At 45.1% G+C, this 21,388-nt stretch carries 19 protein-coding genes; 6 read left to right on the top strand and 13 right to left on the bottom strand.

The features are described from left to right. Positions 1-20 precede the first annotated feature (20 nt). Positions 21-290 carry a hypothetical protein gene (locus AB4375_RS12815; RefSeq protein WP_010439986.1) on the bottom strand — a complete coding sequence of 90 codons (270 nt, stop codon included), beginning with the start codon at positions 288-290 and terminating at the stop codon, positions 21-23. Between the two features lie 204 nt (positions 291-494). On the opposite strand from AB4375_RS12815, the gene mnmA reads away from it, so the two are divergent. The 3 genes from mnmA (at position 495) to purB (ending at position 3,806) form a co-directional block, all read left to right on the top strand. Next, complete coding sequence (gene mnmA / locus AB4375_RS12820) at positions 495-1,631, top strand: tRNA 2-thiouridine(34) synthase MnmA (protein WP_017060260.1); 1,137 nt, start codon at positions 495-497, stop codon at positions 1,629-1,631. A gap of 43 nt (positions 1,632-1,674) precedes the next feature. After that, complete coding sequence (gene hflD, locus AB4375_RS12825; RefSeq protein ID WP_017060259.1) at positions 1,675-2,292, top strand: high frequency lysogenization protein HflD; 618 nt, start codon at positions 1,675-1,677, stop codon at positions 2,290-2,292. 143 nt (positions 2,293-2,435) lie between these two features. Next, entirely contained in the window at positions 2,436-3,806 is a 1,371-nt protein-coding gene (gene purB, locus AB4375_RS12830) for an adenylosuccinate lyase (protein WP_372051729.1), read from the top strand. A gap of 266 nt (positions 3,807-4,072) precedes the next feature. Here the strand turns inward: purB and htpX are convergent, their stop codons facing one another. Then, positions 4,073-4,936, bottom strand: coding sequence for a protease HtpX (htpX, locus tag AB4375_RS12835; protein WP_372051730.1), 864 nt, complete (start codon positions 4,934-4,936; stop codon positions 4,073-4,075). A gap of 277 nt (positions 4,937-5,213) precedes the next feature. Here htpX and AB4375_RS12840 point away from each other — a divergent pair, with 277 nt between their 5' ends. Further along, positions 5,214-5,381 (top strand): hypothetical protein, encoded by a 168-nt coding sequence (locus tag AB4375_RS12840; protein WP_017060256.1) that lies wholly within the window; start codon positions 5,214-5,216, stop codon positions 5,379-5,381. A 114-nt stretch (positions 5,382-5,495) separates the two neighbouring features. Here the strand turns inward: AB4375_RS12840 and bioD are convergent, their stop codons facing one another. From bioD to bioB, 4 genes are read right to left on the bottom strand one after another with little or no spacing between them, the layout of a single operon-like run. Further along, positions 5,496-6,179: a dethiobiotin synthase gene (gene bioD, locus AB4375_RS12845; RefSeq protein WP_017060255.1), complete on the bottom strand. Its 684-nt coding sequence runs from the start codon at positions 6,177-6,179 to the stop codon at positions 5,496-5,498. Next, entirely contained in the window at positions 6,176-6,979 is an 804-nt protein-coding gene (gene bioC / locus AB4375_RS12850) for a malonyl-ACP O-methyltransferase BioC (RefSeq protein ID WP_372051731.1), read from the bottom strand. The genes bioD and bioC overlap by 4 nt, the downstream gene beginning before the upstream one ends. Beyond that, a complete protein-coding gene (gene bioF / locus AB4375_RS12855; RefSeq protein ID WP_372051740.1) occupies positions 6,980-8,191 on the bottom strand; it encodes an 8-amino-7-oxononanoate synthase in 1,212 nt (403 codons plus the stop codon). Further along, positions 8,178-9,230 (bottom strand): biotin synthase BioB, encoded by a 1,053-nt coding sequence (bioB, locus tag AB4375_RS12860; protein WP_016792500.1) that lies wholly within the window; start codon positions 9,228-9,230, stop codon positions 8,178-8,180. Before bioB ends, bioF begins: the two co-directional genes overlap by 14 nt. Positions 9,231-9,389: 159 nt before the next feature. Between bioB and bioA the strand changes: the two genes are divergently transcribed. Beyond that, positions 9,390-10,667, top strand: a complete 1,278-nt coding sequence (gene bioA, locus AB4375_RS12865) for an adenosylmethionine--8-amino-7-oxononanoate transaminase (RefSeq protein WP_372051732.1) — start codon at positions 9,390-9,392, stop codon at positions 10,665-10,667. Between the two features lie 124 nt (positions 10,668-10,791). Here the strand turns inward: bioA and AB4375_RS12870 are convergent, their stop codons facing one another. The 6 genes from AB4375_RS12870 to lrp form a co-directional block, all read right to left on the bottom strand. Next, positions 10,792-11,058: a DksA/TraR family C4-type zinc finger protein gene (locus AB4375_RS12870; RefSeq protein WP_017060251.1), complete on the bottom strand. Its 267-nt coding sequence runs from the start codon at positions 11,056-11,058 to the stop codon at positions 10,792-10,794. Between the two features lie 221 nt (positions 11,059-11,279). After that, complete coding sequence (gene serS, locus AB4375_RS12875; protein ID WP_017060250.1) at positions 11,280-12,587, bottom strand: serine--tRNA ligase; 1,308 nt, start codon at positions 12,585-12,587, stop codon at positions 11,280-11,282. Between the two features lie 142 nt (positions 12,588-12,729). Further along, positions 12,730-14,085: a replication-associated recombination protein A gene (locus AB4375_RS12880; protein WP_017060249.1), complete on the bottom strand. Its 1,356-nt coding sequence runs from the start codon at positions 14,083-14,085 to the stop codon at positions 12,730-12,732. Between the two features lie 64 nt (positions 14,086-14,149). Next, complete coding sequence (gene lolA, locus AB4375_RS12885; RefSeq protein WP_017060248.1) at positions 14,150-14,746, bottom strand: outer membrane lipoprotein chaperone LolA; 597 nt, start codon at positions 14,744-14,746, stop codon at positions 14,150-14,152. Positions 14,747-14,821: 75 nt separating this feature from the next. Continuing rightward, a complete protein-coding gene (locus tag AB4375_RS12890) occupies positions 14,822-17,992 on the bottom strand; it encodes a DNA translocase FtsK 4TM domain-containing protein (RefSeq protein WP_372051733.1) in 3,171 nt (1,056 codons plus the stop codon). A 163-nt stretch (positions 17,993-18,155) separates the two neighbouring features. Continuing rightward, positions 18,156-18,650, bottom strand: coding sequence for a leucine-responsive transcriptional regulator Lrp (gene lrp, locus AB4375_RS12895; protein ID WP_004734558.1), 495 nt, complete (start codon positions 18,648-18,650; stop codon positions 18,156-18,158). A gap of 156 nt (positions 18,651-18,806) precedes the next feature. On the opposite strand from lrp, the gene ald reads away from it, so the two are divergent. Then, positions 18,807-19,931: an alanine dehydrogenase gene (gene ald, locus AB4375_RS12900; protein WP_372051734.1), complete on the top strand. Its 1,125-nt coding sequence runs from the start codon at positions 18,807-18,809 to the stop codon at positions 19,929-19,931. 155 nt (positions 19,932-20,086) lie between these two features. Here the strand turns inward: ald and AB4375_RS12905 are convergent, their stop codons facing one another. Further along, entirely contained in the window at positions 20,087-21,289 is a 1,203-nt protein-coding gene (locus AB4375_RS12905; protein WP_372051735.1) for a methyltransferase, read from the bottom strand. Positions 21,290-21,388 lie beyond the last annotated feature (99 nt).

Here is a 21,388-nt window from a genome sequence, read left to right on the forward strand (position 1 = left end):
ACGTTTGCTGAAGGTTTTTTTTATTCGCCTTCCATAAAGCTTAAATCAGGCAGCATGCCCAAATGCTCTGCGTACCGTTTTTGATTAAACTCCGCGCCGTTTTTCATAACGTCAAATACTTCAATTGCCAGTGCACATGCCATAGCCGCAATTGCTTCTTCACGTGGAGTGCCTGTCATCATTAAACGCATCAACGTCTCTTTCACTTTCACTGGTTCGCCATCTTCAAGCTGGTTCTCGATGATCTCAATCAGCTCTTCTTCTTGCATAAATTCATTTTGTTCAGACATTTTTTTATCTCAGGTCTTGGATTTCGAGCGACTATGCCACATATACTTCTGACATCCTAGCGACTCACCTCGCTCTCATGCGATTCTCTAACAAAGTCAGCGCACTATTTGTGCAAATGAAACTGTGATTCCGGTCTCGGATCTGTCACGGCGTTTCTCTTTCTGTTAGAATCTGCGACCAAGTAATAGTAACGGTGTTTAGACATGTCAGATATCAGCTCTGGAAACAGCGAAAAGAAAGTAATTGTCGGTATGTCCGGCGGTGTAGATTCGTCAGTATCGGCGTATCTTCTTCAGCAACAAGGCTATCAGGTAGAAGGCCTTTTCATGAAAAACTGGGAAGAAGACGATAACGAAGAATACTGCACGGCAGCTGAAGATCTTGCTGATGCTCAAGCGGTATGTGACAAACTAGGTATCCACCTTCACACTATCAACTTTGCTGCAGAATACTGGGACAACGTATTCGAATACTTCCTTGAAGAGTACAAAGCAGGTCGTACACCTAACCCAGATATTCTTTGTAACAAAGAAATCAAATTTAAAGCATTCTTAGAGTTTGCGGATGAAGTGCTAGACGCAGACTACATTGCGATGGGTCACTACGTTCGTCGTACTTTCCCAACTCAAGAAGAGCTTGATGCTGGCGTAAAACCAGAAATGCTACGCGGTCTAGACAGCAACAAAGACCAAAGTTATTTCCTATACACGCTAAGCTCAGATCAAGTGGCACGCAGCCTATTCCCTGTCGGTGAATTAGAGAAGCCAGAAGTGCGACGTATTGCTGAAGAGCAAGACTTGATCACAGCTAAGAAGAAAGATTCAACAGGCATCTGCTTTATCGGTGAGCGCAAGTTCACTGAGTTCCTAGGCAAATACCTACCAGCACAACCGGGTAACATCGAAACACCTGAAGGCCAAGTGATTGGTCAACACCAAGGTTTGATGTACCACACGCTAGGTCAGCGTAAAGGCCTTCATATTGGCGGCACTAAAGGTGGTGGCGGTAACGAAGAACCATGGTTTGTTGGTGAAAAAGACCTTAAGCGTAATGTACTTATCGCAGTACAAGGTAAAGACCACCCTCTTCTGAAATCAGAAGGCTTGATCGCATCTCAACTTCATTGGGTAAATCGCACACCAATTACTGAAGTTATGACATGCACGGTAAAAACACGTTACCGTCAAACAGATATTCCTTGTACAATCATCCCAATTGATGATGAGAACATTAAGGTTATTTTTGATGAGCCACAAATCGCAGTGACCCCAGGTCAATCTGCAGTGTTCTACCAAGGCGAAGTATGTCTTGGTGGTGGTATCATCGAAAAGCGCATCTAATCAATCAAACGACAAACGATAGAAGACAACTAGGAGTTACTACGTGGCTAATACACTTTATGACCGTACTATTGCTTTCGCCGGAATTTGCCAAGCTGTGGCTTTGGTTCAACAAGTAGCGAAAGACGGCCATTGTGATAAAGATGCCTTTGAAGCTTCACTCAGTGCCATTTTAAATACCAACCCATCGAATACCGTGGGCGTATTTGGACGTGAAGCGAACCTAAAGCTTGGCCTTGAGTGCTTAGTAAAAGGTATCGATAGTACTCCAGCAGGTAGCGATATCACGCGTTACATCATCAGCTTGATGGCGCTTGAGCGTAAGCTGTCTTCTCGCAACGACTCTATGTCTCAGCTTGGTGACCGCATTCAAACTGCAGAGCGCCAAACTGAACACTTTGATCTGTTTGACGAGCAAATGATCAGCAACCTTGCAAGTATCTACCTTGATGTCGTCAGCCCTATCGGCCCTCGCATTCAGGTTTCTGGTACTCCGTCTGTACTTCAGCAGACATCGAGCCAACATAAGGTTCGCGCACTGCTTCTATCAGGGATTCGAAGCGCTGTGTTATGGCGTCAAGTTGGCGGTAAACGTCGCCACCTTATCTTCGGTCGTAAGAAGATGATCGAGCAGGCTCAAATCCTACTAGCTCGAATGTAGTTTATTAGCTCGCGCCTCGTCGCGAGCTTGTTTTTTGTATCAACACAACTCTCACGCAAACGATTGCGCAATGTGCGTGACAATTGAGATTGTTACTGGTATAAACCTCTCAAAATTTAGAAAACTCAATTCAGGAGAACACCATGGAACTGTCAGCATTGACTGCTGTTTCACCAGTAGACGGCCGTTACGGAAGTAAGACTATTGCATTACGCAGCATCTTTAGTGAGTTTGGACTACTAAAGTACCGCTCTATCGTTGAAATTCGTTGGTTACAAAAGCTTGCAGCAACTAATGCAATCAAAGAAGTACCAGCGTTCAGTGCAGAAGCTAACCAGTTTCTTGATGAACTAGCCGCTAACTTCAGCGAAGAAGATGCTCTACGTATCAAAGAGATCGAGCGCACGACTAACCACGACGTTAAAGCGGTTGAGTACTTCTTGAAAGAGAAAGTTGCTGGCGTTCCTGAACTTCACGCTGTAAACGAATTTATTCACTTTGCATGTACTTCTGAAGACATCAACAACACCTCTCACGCGCTTATGCTTAAAGAAGCTCGTGACACAGTGATTCTTCCAGAAATCCGTAACGTAATTGATGCTATCAAAGCACTTGCGAACGAGTACCGTGATATTCCATTACTGTCTCGTACACACGGTCAGCCAGCTTCTCCTTCTACTATGGGTAAAGAGATGGCTAACGTTGCGTACCGTATGGAACGTCAATACAAGCAAATCGAAAACGTTGAGATCCTAGCGAAAATCAACGGTGCTGTAGGTAACTACAACGCACACCTTTCTGCATACCCAGAAGTTGAATGGCACCAGTTTAGCGAAGAGTTCATCACTGAATCTCTTGGCGTAACTTGGAACCCGTACACAACTCAAATCGAACCTCACGATTACATCGCTGAGCTATTCGACGCTGTTGCTCGTTTCAACACGATCCTTCTAGACTTCGACCGTGACGTTTGGGGCTACATCGCTCTTGGTCACTTCAAGCAGAAGACTATTGCTGGCGAAATCGGTTCTTCTACAATGCCGCATAAAGTTAACCCAATTGACTTCGAAAACTCTGAAGGCAACCTTGGTCTAGCTAACGCAGTATTTAGCCACCTTGCACAAAAACTTCCAGTTTCTCGCTGGCAACGTGACCTAACTGACTCTACGGTTCTTCGTAACCTAGGTGTTGGTGTTGGCTACGCAATCATTGCATACACTTCAACTCTGAAAGGTATTAGCAAGCTAGAAGTTAACCGTGAAGCGCTACTTGCTGAACTGGACAAGAACTGGGAAGTACTGGCTGAACCAGTACAAACAGTAATGCGTCGTTACGGTATCGAGAAGCCATACGAGAAGCTAAAAGAGCTAACTCGTGGTAAGCGTGTAGATGGCGAGGGCATGCGTGCATTCATCGACGGTCTTGAAATCCCTGCAGACGAGAAAGTTCGCCTGAAAGAGATGACACCAGCGAACTACATTGGTCAAGCAATCGAGCTGACTGACAAACTGTAAGATTCGAACAAACGAATAAACAAAGGCTTCCCATGTGGAAGCCTTTTTGTTGCGTAGAACAAATATCTCGAACAGCAGTGCCCTAAGTAAAGCAACAGCCGTCAATCAAACCTGGCATATCCAACTAGCCTCTCCCATTCAAGTACTGTAAGTCGTATTAAACAAACACCCGTTCCTTTTCTTAAGCAGCAAGTACAAAAAAGGCCTCCCGAAGGAAGCCTTTAGAATACATATTACCGCTTAACAAAAGCAGCTTGTGTTAGAAATTACATGTTACGTAGAGACGCAATACGTTTATCTAGCGGTGGGTGGCTCATTAGAAGCTCTGTTAGAGACTTCTTACCGTTGATACCAAATGCCATCATAGAACCTTCTAGTTGTGGCTCATGGCTCACCTTTAGGCGCTCTAGCGCTGCAATCATCTTCTCTTTACCTACTAGGTTCGCTGCACCTGCATCGGCATGGAATTCACGATGACGGCTGTACCACATCGTAATGAAGCTTGCTAAGAAACCAAATACCAATTCCAACACCATAGACACACCGAAGTACACCATCATGTTGCTGCCACCCTCTTCTTCGTTGTCATTCGACGCAACAACGTTGGCGATGAAACGAGATAGGAAGATAACGAACGTGTTCACTACACCTTGCATTAACGTCATGGTCACCATATCACCGTTCGCGATGTGGCTCACTTCATGCGCTAATACTGCTTCAGCTTCATCACGCGTCATGTTGTGCAGCAGGCCTGTTGATACTGCTACCAATGAATCGTCACGCTTAGCACCTGTCGCGAATGCGTTGATGTCTGGCGAGTCGTAGATCGCCACTGTTGGCATACCAATACCAACTTGTTGAGATTGACGGCTTACCGTCTCCATCAACCAATGTTCTGTTTCGTTACGTGGGCTTTCAATGACCATGCCGCCTACCGAGCGTAGCGCCATTTTCTTCGACATCATTAATGAAATGAATGAGCCGCCAAAACCAAATACCGCAGCCATCACCAATAAACCTGAGAGGCTACCGGGTTGCATACCTGTAACTGCGTATACAACATTAAGAACAACACTTAGTACCAATACAACCGCTAGGTTAGTTGCAAGGAACAACATTACTCGCTTCATTACTTATCTCCGCATGAAAGCTGTTTTTATAAAACTTATTGTTATAGACAAGGCAGACAGCAATAGATTCCAACCTTGAAGACTTATACTTACTTATACATATAGTCTTAGATTAAGAAAACAAGGTTAAGCATTAAATTGCAACATTTGATTACGAGACCGTATCCGAATTAAATCCACTCTATTAGACCTAAGTCGTATGGTGTCGATATAACAATCCGTTTACAGTGACTTCAGATGATTTATTGGCTAGTCCATGTACAAAAAGGAAAGGATCATGGTTGAAGGTACTAACACTCAAATGGCTATCGATTTACTGTGCTGTCACCTAGGGATTACTGAAGAAGAAGCGAAAAAGCAGGTTGGAATCCTAACACCGCAAACGGCACAGACAAAAATCACAGAAACTCAGCAAGCTTTAATGGGACTGACTAAAGAACATTAGTTCTAAGCTTGTTTATTAAAAGACCGGTTGTTTATCAACTCAAGGTCTAAAGGCTTAAAATAGCAAAAGGGCTGCAATCGCAGCCCTTTTCTTATTTAGTACATAACGTGGTAATTAAAGCGCAAGCAAAGGCTGCACATCAATGTACTTACCAATGTTTTTAGACTTCGCTTTTGGGACGTAAGGGATTTCACCTAACTTAGGTGCACCTAACTTATCTTCAAGCATCGCAATAATATCTGCGTAGTGCTCAGTACCTGGATTGATACGGTTTGCGACCCAACCTACTAGGTTTAGGCCATCAGCACGAATCGCTTCTGCCGTTAATAGAGCGTGGCTCAAACAACCAAGTTTAATACCCACAGTCAGTACCACTGGCAGTTGCTCTTTTTTAACCCAGCTAGAAAGATATTCATCGTCTGAAACCGGGACTCGCCAACCACCAGCACCTTCAACTAACACGATGTCAGAGTTTTTCTTATGCTCTTCTAGCTTCGCTGATAATACCGCCTCATCAATTACAACACCATCATGCTTAGCAGCGATGTGAGGCGATGATGGTAGCAACAACGCGTATGGATTGACGTCTTCGTAAGCAATATCTTGCGTCGCCGCTTCTTGAAGATGCAGTGCATCACTATTACGTAGTCCTTCAGGGGATTTTTCACTCCCTGCAGCAACTGGCTTGTAACCAATTGTTGATAAATCTTGTGCGGCCAAAGCTTGAAGAATCGCTTTTGAAACCACAGTTTTTCCCACTTCGGTATCCGTACCTGCAATGAATAATGCATCAATCATAATTGAATAACCCCTAAACAAACTTGATATGTTGCTGGTAAGAAACCTTGATGGTTCTTAAACTCTCGATATTCCCGATCAACAAGCTGCAACATGCGACGACTTGTTAAACCTTGTGAGCGACCACTTACGTGATTAGCGCCGATACCTTTAAGGTCGCGCATCAGTTCAAACGCAGTGTCGTACCAAACGGTGATGGTGGGCAAGTCTAGTTGATGAACGGTACAGCTAGATTGCGCTAACGCAATTTTTACCTTATTGATTGTAATAAAATGGTTAACGTGTTGATGTGCGTCAATTTTGGACCACGACTTTTTCAGTTCAAACAGCGACCCATCAAGCAAAGTTGAGAAAATAACACGCCCACCAGCCGCTGTAACACGCTTCATCTCTCTCAAAGGCGACGACAAATCGTCACACCATTGCAACGCAAGGCTAGAGAAAACGATGTCAAAGCACCCATCTTCAAACGGCAATTGTTCGGCATCGGCTTGTTGATATAAAGATACAGATGCACCACACCGCTTCTCTGCTGTTGCTAGCATTCCAACAGAAAGATCAGCGCAAACCACTTCGGCGCCTCGTTTTACAAGTTGCTCGGAGAAATAGCCAGTACCACAACCTAGATCCAGCACCTTAAAGCCTGACAGATCGCTGGGTAATTTATCCAGTAATCGGTGGCCAACATCGCGTTGAAATTCAGCGTGTTTGTCATAGGTTGTTGCCGCTTTGCCGAAAGCTTCGGCAATCGCATTCTTATCTTGGCCTACGTAATTATGCACGACTGCTTCTTGTGACATTTACTGAGCCTCATTATTTATTTCGATGTGAGTTTCACTATTCGATTCAAAGCTTGATTCAAGATTTGTTTCCACTGCTTGACGTAACGAACGGGTTAACTGAAGAATCTGCTTCTGACTATGGTTGGCCGTTAAGGTAATGCGCAAACGAGCTGTCCCAGTAGCCACGGTTGGTGGCCTTATCGCCGTTACCCAAACTTGTTTATGCTTCAACTCTTCTGCAATAGAAAGCGCTGCTTGGGCTTCGCCAATCACAAACGGCTTAATCGGAGTCTGAGTATCAATGAAACCTTTCACGCCACTCATCTGCTCAGCATAAAGAGCACCCAACTCCATGAGCTTCTGTCGCCGCCACTCTTGCGTCTGAATCATCTGACACGCATGAGACAAAGCCACCGCTTGTGAAGGTGGCATCGCCGTCGAGTACACATGATGACGAGCAAACTGAGTTAAGTAATCACCCACTTCTGACGAACAAAGAATCGCAGCACCAGAAACGCCAAATGCTTTGCCAAAGGTCACCACCAAAATATCGGGGGAGATTTGTGCTGCACTGCAACTCCCAGCTCCTTTATCACCTAATACGCCGATACCATGGGCATCATCAACCGCCAACCAACTGTCGTATTGATGAGTCAGGTTAGATATCTGGCTGAGAGGCGCTTGATCGCCGTCCATGCTGAATACGCCCTCAGTGACGACCAAGGATTGTAGAGATCGGCTTAATAGAGACTCTAGATGCTGCGTGTCGTTGTGTTTAAAGCGTTTCATGGTTGCATGAGAAAGCATCCCCGCTTCCATCAAAGAGGCGTGATTAAGCTTGTCTTGCAGCAGAGAGTCGTCTTTTTCGAGCAGAGAAAACAACAAGGCTTGGTTCGCACTGAAACCAGAACTAAAGAGAATCGCACGTTCAAAGCCCAACCATTCACACAGCTGAGCTTCTAAATTTCTATGAGCAGGACTAAAACCCGTGACCAATGGCGATGCCGCACTGCCAGCACCATAAAGGGAAAGCCCCGCTTGCCACGCCTCTACCAATTCAGGGTCGTTCGCCAAGCCTAGGTAATCATTACTCGAAAAATTAATAAAGCGAGAACCTTCGCAATTAAGCAAAGGACCATTACTGTTTTCGAGCACTTTAAGTTGACGAGTTAGCCCCTGCTCACGGCGTTGAACAAGGGCATCTTTGATACGGGATTTAAACAGTGGCATCGTAGAACATGTCATCTTTCGTTGGACGAGCAGCAACGCGCTCCACTACTTGATCTAACAGTTCGTTTTCTTGAATTTCATCAGGCTTCTGAGCCACTTGTTGGCTGTTGATGCCTAACTTCTTAAACAGCTGCATGTCCGTGTCTTCATCTGGGTTTGGCGTAGTCAGTAGCTTACAACCGTAGAAGATAGAGTTCGCGCCAGCCATGAAGCACATCGCCTGCATCTGTTCATTCATATTCTCGCGACCTGCAGATAGACGAACCGCTGACATTGGCATCATGATACGAGCAATCGCAATCAACTTAATGAAGTCAAAAGATTCAACATCATCGACGTTTTCCATCGGTGTGCCTTTCACTTTCACGAGCATGTTGATTGGCACACTCTCAGGGTGTACCGGAAGGTTCGCTAGCTCTACCAGCAGGCCTGCACGGTCATTGGTACTTTCGCCCATACCAATAATGCCACCAGAACAGATCTTCATACCGGCATCACGTACGTGAGATAGCGTATCTAAACGATCTTGGTAAGTACGAGTGGTGATGATGCTGCCGTAAAATTCTGGAGACGTATCAAGGTTATGGTTGTAGTAGTCCAAACCTGCGTCGGCTAGCTCGCCTGCTTGATCCGGCGTTAACATGCCCAATGTCATACAGGTTTCTAGACCCATGCCTTTCACACCTTTGATCATATCAGTTAGGTGAGGCATATCGCGCTCTTTCGGGTTTTTCCATGCCGCGCCCATACAGAAGCGAGTTGAGCCCGCATTCTTGGCTTTTTGCGCCGCATCCAAAACACGCTCAACTTCCATTAAGCGTTCTTTGTCGACATCCGTTCGGTAGTGAGCACTTTGAGGGCAATACTTACAATCTTCAGGACAAGCACCTGTCTTTATCGATAAAAGCGTACTCACCTGCACGTGGTTGTGCTCTTGGTACTGTCTATGAACCACTTGAGCTTCAAACATTAAATCCATAAACGGTTTTTCAAGCAGTGCTGTTACTTCAGCAACTGTCCAGTCATGACGAACTTCCACGTGTCGATCCTTTTTTATTATTTGATGTTTCATCTCTATCAATAGAGATTGCATTTATGCTTGGCTAGTCTACCGACAAGCTTTAGACTGTCAACACATTGATAATATCAAAAGTTTACATCTGGTTATTTTTTAATTACACCAAGAATGGAAGTTACTATGGATCTCGCCTTTGATCGCCAGCATATCTGGCATCCCTACACATCAACGTTAACACCTCTGACCTGCTACCCAGTCACCAACGCAGACGGTGTTTACCTAGAATTAGAAGGCGGAAAACGAATTATTGATGGTATGTCATCTTGGTGGTCAACCATCCACGGCTACAATCATCCAGAGCTAAACGCTGCAGCTCATAGTCAAATCGATAAGGTTTCACACGTTATGTTTGGTGGCATCACCCACCAGCCCGCTATCGATCTATGTAAGAAGCTTTTGAATCTCGCGCCAAGTAATCTTGAGCATGTATTTTTGGCCGATTCAGGTTCAGTTGCCGTAGAGGTTAGCCTCAAGATGGCATTGCAATATTGGCACGCTAAAGGACAACCTCGTTCAAAGTTCCTCACACTAAGAGATGGCTACCACGGTGATACCTTTGCGGCGATGTCAGTGACCGACCCTGACAATTCGATGCACAGCCTCTACAAAGGCTTTTTGCCGGAACATATTTTCGCTGATTCGCCAAAAACAGGCTTTTGGGATGAGTGGAACTCAAGTGACATCGATAGTTTTCGAGAAAAGCTGGCAGCACACCATCAAGAAGTCGCAGCGGTGATCTTAGAGCCTATCGTTCAAGGGGCTGGCGGCATGCGCATCTACCACCCTGAGTTCCTAAAACAAGTTCGCTTGCTGTGTGATGAATTCAACGTATTGCTGATCTTGGATGAGATTGCGACCGGATTTGGCCGCACAGGGAAACTGTTCGCTTGTGAGCATGCCGATGTTCAACCGGACATATTATGCGTAGGCAAAGCTTTAACTGGTGGCTATATGACATTGTCAGCGACGCTTGCGAGTAAGGAAGTTGCTGACACGGTATGTGGCGGTGAAGCAGGCTGCTTTATGCATGGGCCAACCTTTATGGGCAACCCATTGGCTTGCGCAGTCGGTGCGGCAAGTTTATCCATCATCGAGCAAGGCCATTGGAAAAATCAGACTCAACAGATTGAACAGCTCTTTTCTGAGTTGTTACCACCGTTGCGAGAACATGAACTGGTTAAAGACGTGCGTTGGTTAGGCGCTATTGGTGTCGTTGAAACTCACACACCCGTCGATATGGAAGCCATTCAAGCTCACTTTGTAGAGCAAGGCGTTTGGATCCGTCCGTTTGGTAAGCTAATTTATATGATGCCTCCGTTTATTATCAAACCACAACATATTGAGCAATTGGTCGCTGCTATCGACACTGCATTACAAAATACTCATTGCTTTAAATAAGGCGTTTATTGCTCTAAACAAGAGCGACGATTATTTCTATATATCTTCATTAATAAATCATTTAATTAAACTAAAAGGCCTTACATAAAAGTAAGGCCTTAACTGCTTGAAGGTAACCGTCAGTTTAACGTAATTGGCTATCTTTACTTGCTCGACGGTTAAACAATGAATGTCGATGTGCGTCATGCTCTAATATTGACTGACATTCTATACACAAACGAACGCCTTTGATCGCGCGTCGTCTTTGTTCCGGAATCTCATCACCACACTCATCACAATAACGCAAACCCTCACCACCTCGAAGGTTTCCTCTTACACGAGAGATCTCATCATCAATGGTATTTTGTATTTGCTGGCTGACACTATCGTCACCAGCCCATCCTACGGCCATAAGCCCTCCTCAGTATTTGAACGAGAAAATCTATACCTACCGCGGTAAGAGCATATTATAGCCACATTTAAGGATTGTAATAATTATCAAAATCAATAAAACACTATTACACATAGGTAACAAAAATTATTTATTTCTCGCCACTGCACTATTCTATAGGCAATAAAAAACCCAGCCTGTTGGCTGGGTTTTATAAGTAACCTAATGCTTAATCAATCTAATTAACCGATGTGCGTTACGCCGCCCATGTATGGTTGAAGTACTTCTGGGATAGCAATACGGCCATCTGCTTCTTGGTTGTTCTCAAGGATAGCAACCATAGTACGACCAACAGCAAGACCAGAACCGTTTAGTGTGTGTACAAGTTCAGGTTTTTTCTCGCCTTTACGACGGAAACGAGCTTGCATACGACGCGCTTGGAAATCCCACATGTTTGAACAAGAAGAAATCTCACGGTAAGTCTCTTGTGCTGGAACCCATACTTCTAAGTCGTAAGTTTTCGCAGAACCGAAGCCCATGTCACCTGTACATAGAATCACTTTACGGTAAGGAAGCTCTAGAAGTTGAAGTACTTTCTCAGCGTGGCCAGTTAGCTCTTCAAGCGCTGCCATTGAGTCTTCTGGCTTAGTGATTTGTACTAATTCAACTTTATCGAATTGGTGCATACGGATAAGACCACGAGTGTCACGACCGTAAGAACCCGCTTCAGAACGGAAACACGGCGTGTGAGCTGTCATCTTAAGTGGCAGTTCAGCTTCATCAGTGATCGTGTCACGAACCATGTTCGTTACCGGTACTTCCGCAGTAGGGATAAGCGATAAAGTCTTAAGAGGTACGTCACTTACTTGCTCAGTTAGCGGGCTTGTGTGGAACAAGTCTTCGCCGAACTTAGGAAGTTGACCAGTACCGTAAAGGCTATCGTGGTTCACTAGATACGGTACGTACATTTCTGTGTAGCCGTGCTCATCAGTGTGAAGGTCCAGCATGAACTGAGCAATAGCACGGTGTAGACGTGCAAATTTGCCTTTCATCACGATGAAACGAGAACCCGAGATTTTAACTGCGCTAGCAAAATCAAGACCGCCAGACATTTCGCCAAGATCGACGTGATCTTTCACTTCAAAGTCGTAAGTCTTAGGTTGACCCCAACGAGAAACTTCTACGTTATCGTCTTCATCTTTACCATCTGGCACTTCTGCATCAGGTAGGTTAGGAATAGACATTGTGATCGTTTCTAGCTCAGATTGAAGATCAGCCAATGCTACTTTAGCTTGGTCTAGTTCTGCGCCTAAGTTGCCTACTTCTGCAAGGATACGCTCAGCTTCTTCATGGTCGCCTTTTGCTTTCGCTTGACCAATGGACTTCGATCGAGAGTTACGTAACGCTTGTAGCTCTTCAGTTTTCATCTGAAGGGACTTACGTTTTTCTTCAAGTTCACGAATTGTCTCTACATCAAGGGTGAAGCCTCGACGTGCTAATTTTGCCGCTGTTTCATCCAGCTCAGCTCGAAGTAATTTAGAATCCAGCATTGCTAATCCTATGCTTTAGTTATTTGAATATTCAGTAGCTTGCTACTGAATCACTGCTAAACCCCTAAAACTGGTGTTATTTCGACCAATTTATAACGATTTAATTGAAATTTTATGACTAGGTAACGATATCCAAAAAAGACTACTTTTCATAGCGTTTTTGTGGGCTTTTTGCGTCCAAATCCGCCAGATAATCTAGCTTCTCGCCAATTTTGGTCTCTAAGCCTCGTTTTGTTGGGAAATAGTATTGCTTCTCTCCCATTTCAGGAGGCAGATACTTTTCACCAGCGGCGTAGGCTCCTGGTTCGTCATGAGCATAACGGTATTCTTGCCCGTAGCCCATGTCCTTCATCAAAGTTGTCGGTGCATTTCGCAAATGATGCGGCACTTCATATTCAGGAAGATTGTGAGCATCTGTTAACGCTTGCTTCCACGCGGTGTAAACGGCGTTACTCTTTGGTGCACATGCGAGATAAACAACCGCCTGCGCAATCGCACGCTCCCCTTCAGCAGGGCCAATGCGCGTGAAGCAATCCCAAGCCGACATCGCTACCTGCATGGCGCGAGGATCAGCGTTACCGATATCTTCAGAAGCAATCGCCAGCAAGCGTCTAACGATATACAAAGGATCACAACCCGCAGCAATCATTCGCGCCGACCAATACAACGCCGCATCAGGGTTTGAGCCACGAATTGACTTATGAACCGCGGAGATTAGGTCGTACCAAATATCACCCTTGTTATCGAAACGAGCGACTTTCTCACCAGCCACTTCAGCCAACAACTGCAAGGTTATCGCTTTCTCGCCTTTATCGTTGTCTTCTGCCATGTCATACAGCAGTTCAAGGTAGTTAAGCGACATACGCGCGTCGCCGTTAACCAGTTCTGCAAGGCGATCTAAAACATTATCAGCAAAATCAACAGGCACATCACCTAACCCACGTTGCTTATCTTCAATCGCTTGGCGAATGACAAGAGAAATATCATCTGTGTTCAGGGACGTCAGTTTGTAGACACGCGCACGTGACAACAAAGCGTTGTTCAGTTCAAAAGATGGGTTTTCTGTCGTCGCACCAATAAAGGTCACGGTGCCATCTTCGATATGAGGCAGAAAAGCATCTTGCTGACTTTTGTTAAAGCGATGGACTTCGTCCACAAACAGGATGGTTCTGCGCCCTGCTTGCTTGTTCTCGCGCGCTTTTTCAATTGCAATACGAATGTCTTTTACGCCCGAGGTTACCGCCGATACGCGTTCCACTTCAGCATTCGCATAGTTTGCTGCAACTTCGGCTAACGTCGTTTTACCGGTGCCCGGAGGCCCCCACAAAATCATCGAGTGGATATGGCCCGCTTCCAACGCTCTGCGAAGTGGTTTACCTGGGCCTAATATATGCTGCTGACCGATGTACTGTTCGACAGTTTCCGGTCTCATACGAGCAGCAAGGGGACGAAAATCTTCGTCCCCCGCAAAATCTAAGCTGTAATTACTCAATTGCAATCTCTTGATTCGTTGATGGCATTAATGCCTATCGACGTACTACCAAACGATCTGCTTGTTTAGATCAGTTTCTTTGGTCGTCGACCTCGACACCTTCCGGTGCCACAAAAGTAAAGCGGTCTGCTGCAGGTTTACCCAAATCAACATTGCTAAAGGTAAACTCACCTTTTTGACCGTCTTGTTCAATCACATTAAAGCCCTGAACAATGCCCTTTTCGGTGATATTAATCTGGAAGTCGCCCTGATTAGAATCGACAGCAGTTGGCGTTAGCGTGAATTGGTTACCCGTTTGCGCCACATTATAATTATCCCAATCACTTTCTTGGTTACGTGTAAGCAGGACAAAAGGTGTCTGTGATGTCGCTTGCTCTTGCCAATAAATGCTCACTTGCTCAATGAACGGGCTGTAGTACCACAAGCTTTGGCCATCAGATACCAACAAGTTTTCATCAGGGAACGTGGTCTCCCAGCGGAACAGGCTTGGGCGTGCAATCTCTACCGTGCCCTCACCTTCCATAACAACATCACCATCAGGGCTGGTCACGACTTGTTTAAAGTCAGCGCTGAAGCCTGCGTTTAATGCCAAGCGGCTACTCAACTCTTCTTTCGGAGAAGCAAACACTGAGAAGCTCATAAATAAAAGTGCGAATACTTTTTTCATCAATAATCCTGTTAGAACATAAGTCGGTCATATTTTCGATTTGACCGACTGAATAGTTATGAGTTCCTACCGGAACTAATCTTTTGGTGGCGCTGGTGCTAAGACTTCTCGGTTACCGTTATGACCTGGAGCACTTACGATACCTTGAGCTTCAAGTTGCTCGACAATACGTGCAGCACGGTTGTAGCCAATCTTGAATCGACGCTGTACACCTGAAACTGAGCCACGACGTGAATGAACAACGTGTTCTACCACCTGATCAAACAGAGGATCGACCTCTTCATCACCTTCCATCTTCTCACCCGGAAGCAAGGTTTCTGGAGTTTGTTCGCCGTTGGTGATTTCATCAATATAGTTTGGCTTACCACGCGCTTTCCAGTTATTCACGACTGCGTGTACATCGTCATCAGATGCAAAGGCACCGTGAACACGAGTTGTATGGCTAGAACCAGGAGGCAAGTAAAGCATATCACCCATGCCCAATAGTGATTCCGCACCACCTTGGTCAAGGATAGTTCGTGAATCCGTTTTAGTTGATACCGTAAAGGCCACACGGGTTGGAATGTTCGCTTTAATAAGACCAGTAATAACATCCACTGATGGACGTTGCGTCGCTAGGATCAAGTGAACACCCGCCGCACGTGCTTTTTGTGCCAAACGTGCAATCAGTTCTTCAACCTTCTTACCAACCACCATGATTAGGTCGGCAAATTCATCAACGATAACCACAATGTAAGGCAGCTTCTCAAGCAATGGCGCTTCTGGGTCCATGCTGTCGCCCGGCTTCCACAGTGGATCGTGAATTGGGTGACCCGCTTCCGCTGCCATCTTAAGCTTATCGTTGTACCCTTTAATGTTACGAACGCCTAATGCTGACATCAGCTTATAACGTCGTTCCATCTCGCCAACACACCAACGAAGGGCGTTCGACGCATCTTTCATGTCGGTTACCACTTCAGACAATAGATGAGGAATACCCTCATAAACCGATAGCTCAAGCATTTTCGGGTCGATCATGATGAAGCGAACATCTTCCGGTGATGCTTTGTAAAGCATACTCAGAATCATTACGTTCACACCTACCGACTTACCAGAACCGGTTGTACCTGCAACCAGAACGTGAGGCATTTTCGATAGATCAGCAATAACGGCTTCACCAGCGATGTCTTGTCCTAGAACCACTGTCGTTGGCGATTTCGCTTCTTGGAACTGAGGGCTAGCAACCACGTCTGAGAAGAATACCGTTTGGCGACTCATATTCGGCAGTTCTAAGCCAACATAAGGTTTACCCGGAATCACTTCTACGACACGTACTGCCAATGCAGAGAGCGAACGCGCTAAGTCCATAGAAAGGCCAGAAATACGGCTTACTTTCACACCTGGAGCCAGATCAAGTTCGAACCGAGTGATTACTGGACCTGGGAAAATGTCGACAACGTCTGCTTTGATCTTGTAGTCCGCTAGCTTAGATTCAACAAGACGAGCAATTGCCTCTAGCGCATCACGGTCAATAAAGGTTTCACGCTTTTCAGGGTGGAATAACAATTCAAGCGTGGGTAATGGCTCAGCAGGCTTAGGTAAATTAACATCTTGTTGAACCAAGAACGGGTTCTGCGCCGCTGCCATATTCGCTTGTGCTTCAGAGACAATGCTTTGGAATGCGGCGACATCTTGATCTTGATGCGCAGGTTCTTCTTCCGTTACTTCTTCCCAAGGAAGATCAACAGTTGGCTCTAGGTTTTGTGCTGTTGGCTGTTCAGGTTCTGAATGTTCTTCTTGATAAGGGAAAGGTTCAAACTGTTCTTCGATTAATGCTGCGTCAGCTAATTCAGCTTCAGCCTGTTCTGATTCAAGCTCTGAGCCCTGTTGGTAGCTTTGCTCTTCCGTAACATCAAACGGTGAAGGTTGTGCAGAGAAATCGTCTTCCACGGTTGCTTCTGGCTCGCCCATAGGTGAAGCGTATAAAGATTCAGGTTGAACATCTTCAGAACCAAATTCGCCATTTACTTGTGGTGAGCTATCTAATTCTGGTTCAGCACTTCTAAGGTCAGCATGAGCAGGGCCAACTTCTGGTTGTTCGTTCTGCATGTATTGTTGGTAAGCAACCTGAGAATCATGCGCGTCAACCTGATCTTGTTCTGCTAGGTCATCTTCATACATGGCCGCATTTTCTAGCTGCTCTATCGTTGCATTCAACTGTTTAGAGCGCTCAATACCTTCTTCTAGCGGTTCTTCTGGCGCTTGGTAAGCAGCTGCTGCAGGGATCGTTTGCTCTGACTCAATTACCGCTTGAGGCTGAACCTGAGGTTCTTCATGAACAGGAGCTTCTTGTTTCGCAGGAGCATCGACAGGCATATGAATATTGTAATGACGCTTCGGCGATGCAGCATTGTCTCGCGCATTTGTCGCCACGTCTGCCGACTCATTGGTCGCAGAAAAACTCATCGCAGGATCTAGCGGATCATGCTCTGTTGATTCTTTGTTGCCTTCTATAGCAGGAACATCGCGGTAAGTTGGCGCTTGATGCTGCTGATGACGTTCTTCGATTAAATCGCGGTCTGCTGATTCTCTTAATTGAGGCTCAAGCAGCTCTTGGTCTTGGCCACGAGCCTTATTAACAGTAGACGTGAAAAATTTGATGGCACATTCACCCAACCATTCCACAATGCTTAGCCAAGAGATACCGGTTAATAGAGTGAAACCAGCACCCCATAAGAAAAGAAGAACCAGCGTACTACCAAGAACATTCAACGTTGGAAGTGCAAGGCTTGTTAAAACGTCACCTACCACGCCACCGGATGAAAAATACCAGATGTCGTCAAAGTTGATATCCGCTAAACCACAACTCGTAAGAATTAGGATAGTCAGGCCAAGTAAGCGAGTGCCCCACAGCATGAAGTCGATCTGCTCGTCTTCATTACGTTTGCGGAATAAAACCCACGCAGCAACCGTCACTAAGATAGGCAGAGGGTAAGCCAAAGAGCCAAATACGAAGAAAAGCGTATCCGCCAACCAAGCACCTAGGTAGCCACCCGCATTTTGAATGTCACCACCCCACGCCGTTTGCGACCATGATGGGTCTGCAGGACTAAAAGTTAATAACGCAACGGCAAGTAGAATAGAGAAGAGAACACCGAGAATCAGACTGCACTCTTTGAGACGTTGAGAACCACTCAAACGAGGAGACTGAGGCTCTTCACTCGTTTTAATGATTGTTTCTACTTTATTACTGCTCTGCTTGAACATAAACCAACTTAATAATTAAACGGGATAAAAACATCTCGAGCGGCCAAAGCCGCTCGTTTCAATGAAACTACTGTTGATTTAACCATATCAAACAGAAAAACCCAATTCCAGAAAGCAAGAAAGCGGAACAAATGTCCGCTTTCTTTCATTTCACCAATTGTGACTAACGAGTTTTAATCACAAGTTGATTGGTTTGTTTCACTTCTTCCATTACTACGTAAGTTCGAGTGTCGTTTACGCCCGGTAGACGAAGTAACGTATCACCCAGTAGCTTACGGTAAGCACCCATATCAGATACACGTGTTTTTAGAAGATAGTCAAAATCACCCGACACTAAATGACACTCTTGGATGTCATCCAGTTTCTGCACAGCGGTGTTGAATTGTTCGAACACATCTGGCGCACCACGGTTCAACGTAATTTCAACAAACACTAAAAGTGAAGCATCAAGGTACTGTGGGTTCAGCAACGCTGTGTACCCAGTAATGTAACCTTGACGTTCTAAACGACGAACACGTTCAAGACATGGAGTTGGAGAAAGTCCTACTCGTTTTGAGAGTTCAACGTTTGAGATACGACCGTCTTTTTGCAACTCATTAAGAATGTTGCGGTCAATACGATCTAGTTCCTTGGACGGCTTCTTATAATTGTCTGCCATTTTTTATTCCACCTTATTACTTCCTTGCAAAAAAATATACTACAACTTTTTAATATTCAGTATCAAATTTTATCTAAACCTATCTATACTAGATATTAATTCGACAGAATTACCCTACACATAGATAAAACAACCAAAATAAAATGAGGAGTCAGGATGATCATTGGCGTACCTAAGGAAATCAAGAACCACGAATACCGCGTTGGTATGATCCCAGCTAGCGTGAGAGAACTAATCTCACACGGCCACCAAGTTTTTGTAGAAACCAATGCCGGTACTGGTATCGGTTTTTCAGACGATGATTACATCGCTGTAGGCGCATCCATTCTTCCTACTGCTGCTGACGTTTTCGCGAAAGCAGAGATGATTGTAAAGGTTAAAGAACCTCAAGCTGTCGAGCGAGCTATGCTTCGCGAAGGGCAAATATTATTTACCTATTTACACCTTGCACCAGATTTTCCACAAACTGAAGAGCTTATCAAGAGCAAAGCTGTCTGCGTAGCCTATGAGACTGTAACAGATAATATGGGTCGCTTGCCACTATTAGCACCAATGTCTGAAGTAGCTGGTCGTATGTCTATTCAAGCAGGTGCACAAACATTAGAGAAATCTAACGGTGGTTGTGGTCTTCTTCTTGGTGGCGTTCCAGGTGTTGAACCAGCAAAAGTTGTTGTTGTTGGTGGCGGTGTTGTAGGTGCTAACGCAGCACGTATGGCTGTAGGCCTTCGCGCTGATGTTACAATTCTTGACCGTAACGTAGATACACTGCGTCGACTTGATGAAGAATTCCAAGGTCGCGCAAAAGTGGTTTATTCTACTGAAGACGCCATTGAGAAGCATGTTCTAGAAGCAGACCTAGTAATTGGTGCAGTACTAATTCCTGGCGCAGCAGCTCCAAAATTGGTTACAAAAGAGCACATCGCTAAGATGAAGCCAGGTTCAGCAGTTGTTGATGTTGCAATCGACCAAGGCGGTTGTTTCGAGACTTCTCACGCAACCACTCACGCAGACCCAACTTACATTGTTGATGACGTAGTTCACTACTGTGTTGCAAACATGCCTGGCGCTGTTGCTCGTACTTCAACTTACGCACTAAACAATGCAACACTTCCTTACATTGTTAAGCTAGCGAACAAAGGCTACCGCGAAGCACTTCTATCTGATGAAGGCTTCCTAGAAGGTCTAAACGTTATTCACGGTAAAGTAACTTGTAAAGAAGTTGCAGAAAGCTTTGACCTTGAATACGTAGACCCAGCAGAAGCAATCGCAATGTTTAACTAATGATGTAATGACTAACTGAACGAAATAATCTTCTCGTTGAAGCGTTCAGTTAACTCATACACATTAAACAAAAAGCCAGTACGACATTATGTCGCGCTGGCTTTTTTGCATTAATGGATTTAGTTCGTAAAAACACGTAACAGTACGGTTTACCACTAGCGCTCGATTTTAACCCCATGAATCAATAGATTTCTTGGCGTAATACTGCGTTCACAGAACTCTTCAATCGTAGCTTCATAACCTTGCTCTTGCAGATAGATAGCGCGATCTAAAGCCAGCCATATCTCTAATGGTCGTCTAAAGACTTGTTGAACCAAACTCAGCTTTTCCATCTCCCAGAAAAGCGCTTCGCCTTGAATCAAATAAGAGTCAAAATCAATATCTGAGCCCAGCGATAGCTCTTTCACTTCAGATGCCCAACGGCAGAAAGATTCAAAACCCTCAGCTAACTCTGATTTTTTGATGCTCGGTACAGGAATGTATTCGTCAATGTTAAGTTCAGCCTTAAGCAACTGGCTGAAGCCTAGACGATAGCTCATCTCTAGTTGACGATGTCTTTTTACTCTTTCACCACCAGTAACGGTTTCTTGAAGCGGGATTCTCAAGTCGCTCTTACTTAACGTTAATGCTGAGCTTTTCGCGATAGAAGACATCGCTTGATAGTTTTCGTCTCGAATAAGATGATAACAACAAGGAGAAATAGTGACCGCTGGTAGCCCATGTGACACTGACTTTTTAACTAGCTCAACATGAAGATCACCACAAGCATGAAGGGCCACGGCATGTTGGTACGAATTAAACACGTCATCGGCCTTGTCTGAAAACGCATCTCCTTGAACAAAATCCATCGCTAACTTCTGGTCATCCGCAATCTTTTGTCCGCTTTCGCATAACGATTGCTGCCATTCAAAGCTAGTGACTTTTTGATCCGATTGCTGAGATAGGATTCGACCAAGAAAGCCTTTACCAGAACACCACTCGAGCCACTCTTTGCCATGGTGATGGCATAATGCAGCCTCGCCCATTGTGACAATTTGATGTAGCTTTCGGCCAGGAATACCATCAGCAGTACCACGTGGGAGGTCTAAACCAACCAAAGCAGTGTTATCGAACTGGATGTTTTGGGTAGCAGTTTCTAATTCAGGTAGGAAACGAGTCAGTTCCTCAATCAAAAGCTGAGGCTGCTCTTTTAAGGTTTGAATGCTTTCATTATCTAAGCTTTCTAACCAATCAACGAGTGGACGATTGACCTCTTTCCACGGCTGCTGTTGAGTTTGGCATAGGTGAAAAGGCTCTGAACGCCAGTAAATCTGGTGCTCTAGCAAAAATGAATCGAGTATTTTAAATCGTGAATGCATGCTTCCCCCTATGATGCGTGGATTGTAGGGGTAAGAGGTCGAAATGGAAAGGCCCGATAAAGAAAACGAAAACTAAAAGCCCAAAAGAAAAACGGCCTG

The sequence above is a fragment of the Vibrio sp. 10N.261.51.C6 genome (assembly GCF_041471785.1).
GTDB classification, from domain to species: domain Bacteria; phylum Pseudomonadota; class Gammaproteobacteria; order Enterobacterales; family Vibrionaceae; genus Vibrio; species Vibrio crassostreae_C.